Below are 2,785 nucleotides of genomic sequence, written 5' to 3'. Positions count from 1 at the left end.
CGTCGAGGTTGGCGTCCATCACCGCGGGGCTGTACTCGGTGTTGACGATCGCCCGCGCCTGCTCCTCCGCCGCCTGCCGAGCTGCCTCGACCTCGGCTTTCACCGACGGCGCCACCGGTCCGGCGAGTCGTCCGAAGCCGGGTGTGCGGCTCTCGGCGAGGGTGACGTCGGCGGCTTCGGAGGCGATGCGCTGGCGGGTGGCGACGAACCCGCGTTGCGCGACGTCGGCTTTGTCTCTGACGGCGCTGAGCTGACCGGCGAGTTCGAGGGCGGACGTGACGAGTCCGCGTGCTGATTCCTGGGCGCGGTCGGCGAAGTCGCCCTGCCATGTGTGGCCGAGAACGGTGCTCAACCCGCTGTGGAGTCCGGTGGCGGCGTCCTCGAGCGCGGTCGAGGCCTCGGTCATCCGCGTGGCGATGGCCGCGAACTGGTCCGCATCGAGCGCTTGCGCTGCCTCGACCATCCGCTCCAGCGGCGAGGCCGAGACGTCCTCGGGACCGACGCGGCCGTAGCCTCCGAAGGTGGTGGTGCTGTCGGCGGCGTCGAGCAGCGCGGTGGTCGATCCGAGTGATCCGGTGAGTCCGAGACTCTGCAGCCCGGCGGGCTCTTGGGCGGCCTTGCCGAGAGCGGCCGCCACCGCCTCGTCCTGCGCCTCGATCAGACCCCCGCTCACGGCGAAGAGCATGGACATCGCTCGCGCCTGGTCGATGAATCCATTGAGGAGCGTTCGGAGGTCTTCACCGACAAACAAGGAGTAGACAGTCCCGAGCTGACGGGCGGTATCAAATGCTGCAAGGCTAGGTTTCTGACCTGCCTGCCATTCGTCGGCCATGGCAGTCGTGAGTGTGCTGATGAAAGAATCACAGTGGGCGAAGCACTCTTGTGCCGCACCTGGCCCCAAGTGCACTGTCATCGATAATCTCCCGGGGGGACGAACTGGACTAGTGGGCTGCTCACCTCGTGGAGGACGTCGCACACGTCCGCGAAGCGCTCCCCTCGAAAAGTCTTGAAGGTAGTAGTCAAACTGGTAGAGATAGCGACCGTGCCTTGTCCTGTGAAGAACAGATATCGACAAGTATTTGGATCATCCGCTCGGTCGAGTAGCCGCAGAGCGATCCGGTCACTGACGGGATAGGTTTCATCAGCGATAACGCCGGTTGGATCCAGTAGATAGTCGGCGTGTGACTTCCAGGTCGCGACTAGATCCACAATCAACTCGTCAGTGATCCAGCCACACGTATGGAGGTTTCCCGGATCGCTCTTGGTGAGACGCGCCTCCCGGCGGACTGGGGCCCCGACGGCGCGTTCCACCGCATCAGTGGGCACATCCGCGCACGGGTCGAAAAGGGCGGGTCTCTGCTCGACCGGCAGATCCCACGGATTGCCGGACTCTTCGGGGGCGGCTGCGCTCGTCGTCGTCGGCGTATCTTCTCCTCCGTCCGCCGAACCGCACCCCGCAGCGATCATGCCGACGGTGACCACTGCGGCCGCGACACCTCTACTTCTCCCCACAACCTGTACGACGGGCCACAGCGCGCGGCGGTTCCGCCGACCCGCCGACTTCGTCGGCGAGTCATGTTCGGGCAGCTCAGCGGCTGCAGCGTCAGGGTGGTGGGAGCTCACGGTCGATGATCTTCGCAGCCGGCGACGGCCAGTGGGTGGGTCTCCGCGGTCGTCGGTGCCGGCGGCTGCCGCGCAGCCGGGTCCCTGCAACTCGGGGGAACCGTCCGGGCCGCCCGCCCGTCCTACTGGGCAGCCGAGGAAAGGAATCGTCATGTCGAACGGTCAGACCGGTGAGCACTCAACAGCGAACTGGGTCGCCACTGCTGCGGTCATCCTCGCGCTGGGATTGTGGGGGTCCTGGCTGGCGTGGACGACCGCGTCTCCCTTCGAGGCTCACCCCAGGCCCAGTGAGTTACCGCAGGAGTACGTCCTGCTCACGTGCAGCCTGCTCTGCCTCTACGCCGCCGCGCTGATCGGCGGCTGGTTGGCCAGCCGCACTCGGGTCCCCGCGCCGGGGACGAGATCCCGTCTGTCTGTCCCGACCGGAGCGGTGACCCTCTACGGACTGATCGCGACGGCGATATTCGCCCTGTCGACCGCGTCGGAGTGGTCGCTGGCGGCCGTGCTCCCACTCGGACTGATGGTGTACTTCCATATCCACATGGCGAGGTCCGCGCGCGGAGAAGGTGGGGCCGCCCAGGGTGACGCGGAGGTGGCGGCGGGCGCCGGGGTCGTCTAGTCAACCCGACCTGCGGTGACGGGTTCGTGTCGTACCCGGATGATCTAATCGAACACATGAGCGACACGGGTACGGGAGCGGCGGCCAGCGGCGAGATGACCGCCGTGCTGTCCGCGCTCGATGCGCACCTGGCCCGCGACTGGTCCGAGGCCGGCGCGGCGGAGCTGCACGCCGAGCTGGTCGCGCTCGAGCAGGCCCAACGCAGGCTGCGCGCCACCCAGGCGCGCGTGATGGCCGAGGCGCGCAGAGCCGGGGCCGCCAGGCAGATGGGGTTCATCAACGAACGGCAGATGCTCACCGGCGGCCTCGGCCTGGCACCCGGGGAGGCACGCGGCCGCCTCGAGGATTCTGCGATCGCCGACACCGCACGCATGGCCGCCACCGCGGCCGGGACGATCTCGGCCGGGCACCTGAAGATCATCAACACCACCCTGGCCGCGCTACCGGACGAGGTCGACGACGACGAGCGCCACCGCCTCGAAGCCGAGCTGATCGCCCTGGCCGCCGGACAGTGCACGACCCGCCGCCTGCAGGAGAACGCCC

The 2,785-nt window shown here is 67.9% G+C and carries 4 protein-coding genes; 2 read left to right on the top strand and 2 right to left on the bottom strand.

From position 1 onward, the window contains the following. Together KHA85_RS16250 and KHA85_RS16245 are read right to left on the bottom strand one after the other, a co-directional pair. Nucleotides 1-673: WXG100 family type VII secretion target (locus KHA85_RS16250; protein WP_213186603.1), on the bottom strand; the 673-nt coding region annotated here is incomplete at its 3' end. A 236-nt stretch (nucleotides 674-909) separates the two neighbouring features. After that, nucleotides 910-1,482, bottom strand: a complete 573-nt coding sequence (locus KHA85_RS16245) for a DUF3558 family protein (RefSeq protein ID WP_213186602.1) — start codon at nucleotides 1,480-1,482, stop codon at nucleotides 910-912. Nucleotides 1,483-1,774: 292 nt separating this feature from the next. Here KHA85_RS16245 and KHA85_RS16240 point away from each other — a divergent pair, with 292 nt between their 5' ends. Together KHA85_RS16240 and KHA85_RS16235 are read left to right on the top strand one after the other, a co-directional pair. Continuing rightward, entirely contained in the window at nucleotides 1,775-2,242 is a 468-nt protein-coding gene (locus KHA85_RS16240; protein ID WP_213186601.1) for a hypothetical protein, read from the top strand. Between the two features lie 56 nt (nucleotides 2,243-2,298). Continuing rightward, on the top strand, nucleotides 2,299-2,785 hold a 487-nt coding region (locus tag KHA85_RS16235), incomplete at its 3' end, for a DUF222 domain-containing protein (RefSeq protein WP_213186600.1).

The organism is Dietzia massiliensis (assembly GCF_018390595.1).
Taxonomy (GTDB): Bacteria; Actinomycetota; Actinomycetes; order Mycobacteriales; family Mycobacteriaceae; genus Dietzia; species Dietzia massiliensis.
The sequence above is the reverse complement of the archived record's forward strand: the minus strand, read 5'-3'. Positions and strand labels throughout refer to the sequence as shown.

What these genes read in the sequence shown, in the direction of transcription:
- KHA85_RS16240 (WP_213186601.1), top strand. Translation starts at nt 1,775, where the DNA reads ATGTCGAACGGTCAGACCGGTGAGCACTCAACAGCGAACTGGGTCGCC.